This is a genomic window from Paludisphaera soli (assembly GCF_011064595.1).
Lineage (GTDB): Bacteria > Planctomycetota > Planctomycetia > Isosphaerales > Isosphaeraceae > Paludisphaera > Paludisphaera soli.
In genome coordinates this window covers 1-1,865 of the sequence record NZ_JAALJI010000096.1, presented here as the reverse complement: position 1 = coordinate 1,865, position 1,865 = coordinate 1, and the positions used below count along the sequence as shown (strand labels likewise).

Genomic DNA, 1,865 nt, shown 5'->3' with positions numbered 1-1,865 from the left:
GAGCCGTTTCTCATCGGGTGTGTCGCTTGATCGTGGGGCCTGATATCCGCTATGGCGGAACCAGCCCAGGACGTCGGCGGGGCGGATCGCCCGCAGGGCGTCGCCCATCGCCTCGATCAGCCCGTCGATCGTCCGGGCCTTGGCCGATCGCAGCCACGCCTTGAGCTTCGAGAACATCCGCTCGATCGGGTTGAGGTCGGGGCTGTACGCAGGCAGGAACCGCAGCTCGGCCCCGGCCGCGGCGATCAGCCGGGCGGCCTCGGTCGTCTTGTGGCACGACAGGTCGTCGAGGATCACGACGTCGCCGGGCCTCGGCGTCGGGACCAGGCATCGCTCGACGTAGGTCTCGAAGGCGGCCGAGTCGGTCGCGCCATCGAAGGCCAGGCAGGCCCCGGCACCGCCCAGGCGGACGGCCGCCGTCAGCGTGACGATCTTCCAGTGGCCGTGCGGGACCGGGCCGTCGACCCGCACGCCGCTGGGCGAGCGGCCGTGCGTCCGGTCCATCGCCGTGCTCGCCCCCGTCTCGTCGACGAAGACCAACCGGGACGGGTCGATCCCGGCGAACTCCTCACGCCAGGCCGCCCGCCGGGCCTTCAACTCAGGGCGGTCTTGCTCGGCCGCCCGCCGCGACTTTTTTTGCGCGTGATCCCCAGCCGCTTCGGCGCCCGGTGCACGGCCGAGGCGCAGCACGCGACCCCGGCGGCGTCGGCGAGTTCGCGGAGGGTGGCGTCGTCGTCGGCCCGGACCGCCTCGCGGAGCCGCCGATCGGCCTCGGCGTCGAACGCCCGAGCCCGACCGCCGCCGCGCGGCTTGGGGGCGATCGAGCCGGTCTGACGTCGCTGACGCATCAGCTTGCGGATCCAGGTCGCGCTGACGGAGAAGCGAGCGGCGATCCGCTCGCGAGTCGCGTCGCCGGCGTCGCAGGCCGCAACGACCCGCTCGCGAAGGTCGGACGAGTAGGCTTTCATCCCTGGGGGCCCTCCATAGCCAGCCAGGGATAACCGCGTCAACCGACACAGTCAATGAGAAACCGCTCTAGCATTCCGTGAAGGCGGACGGGTTCGACCGACTCGAATCTCTGGGCGTGCGGGGCTCCTGCTCGCCGTCCGGCCGCCTATGGATAAAAAACGGGACGCGGCCCCGACGGCGACCGAAGCCGCCGTCGGGGCCCGCCCCTGGGAATCAGCGCCGCCCGGGGCGGAGCCGGATGTCGCCGCAGGCGACCCCGCCGGCCGCGAGGGCCGCGAACGTCGCCAGGAAGGCCGGCCAGCTCTGGGCCGCGACGCCGATGATCGAGGCGAAGAACAGGCACCCGTTGAGATAGGCGACGTTCAGCTTGTTGCGCGCGTTCAAGGTAGACGACCTCCCGGTCCGGGCCTCACGCCTGGGGATCTTGGGACGGCTCGCCCGCGTCGGCCGAGCCCCGCAGGCCGGCGATCAGGTGGCTCGCCTCGGCGACGGTCAGCGCCTCCGGGCCGGCGACGCCGAACCGCCCGCGCACGAGCCCCACCGCGTCCACGCGCCGCCGGTCGCAGGCGGACCGGAGCGCCTGGAGCTGGGAAGGCGTGGCGGGGCGGCGACGGCGACATACCGATTCGTCGGGACGATCGGCCCCGCCGCCCGGGCTCCCGCCCTCGACGAGGCCGCCGGGGGGCGGGCCGGGGCGCGGCCGCCTCCGGCGCAGCTCGCCCTCGACGACGCGGGCGCAGGCGTCGAACGCGGCGAGGGCCCGACGTTCGACCGCGCCCGGGTCGGCGTGGTCGCCGGGCTCGGGCAGCTCGAACTCCAGGCCGCAGGTCGCGCCGAGCGACCCGTAGTCCGGCAGGCCGATCTTCTTGCTCAGGCCGCCTGTTAGCTTCATGGCC

The 1,865-nt window shown here is 73.6% G+C and carries 4 protein-coding genes; all 4 read right to left on the bottom strand.

All coding sequences use genetic code 11. The annotated features are described in order from the left end of the window. A partial coding sequence (locus G6O68_RS31680) for an IS630 family transposase (RefSeq protein WP_240911588.1) occupies positions 1-597 on the bottom strand: 597 nt, incomplete at its 3' end. Then, positions 594-968 carry an IS630 transposase-related protein gene (locus G6O68_RS31675; protein WP_165253730.1) on the bottom strand — a complete coding sequence of 125 codons (375 nt, stop codon included), beginning with the start codon at positions 966-968 and terminating at the stop codon, positions 594-596. The genes G6O68_RS31675 and G6O68_RS31680, both read right to left, overlap by 4 nt. A gap of 214 nt (positions 969-1,182) precedes the next feature. Beyond that, on the bottom strand, positions 1,183-1,353 hold the full coding sequence (locus G6O68_RS31670) for a hypothetical protein (protein WP_165253728.1): 171 nt from the start codon (positions 1,351-1,353) through the stop codon (positions 1,183-1,185). A 25-nt stretch (positions 1,354-1,378) separates the two neighbouring features. Beyond that, positions 1,379-1,865, bottom strand: a 487-nt coding sequence (locus G6O68_RS31665; RefSeq protein WP_165253726.1) for a hypothetical protein, incomplete at its 5' end; no start/stop codon positions are given.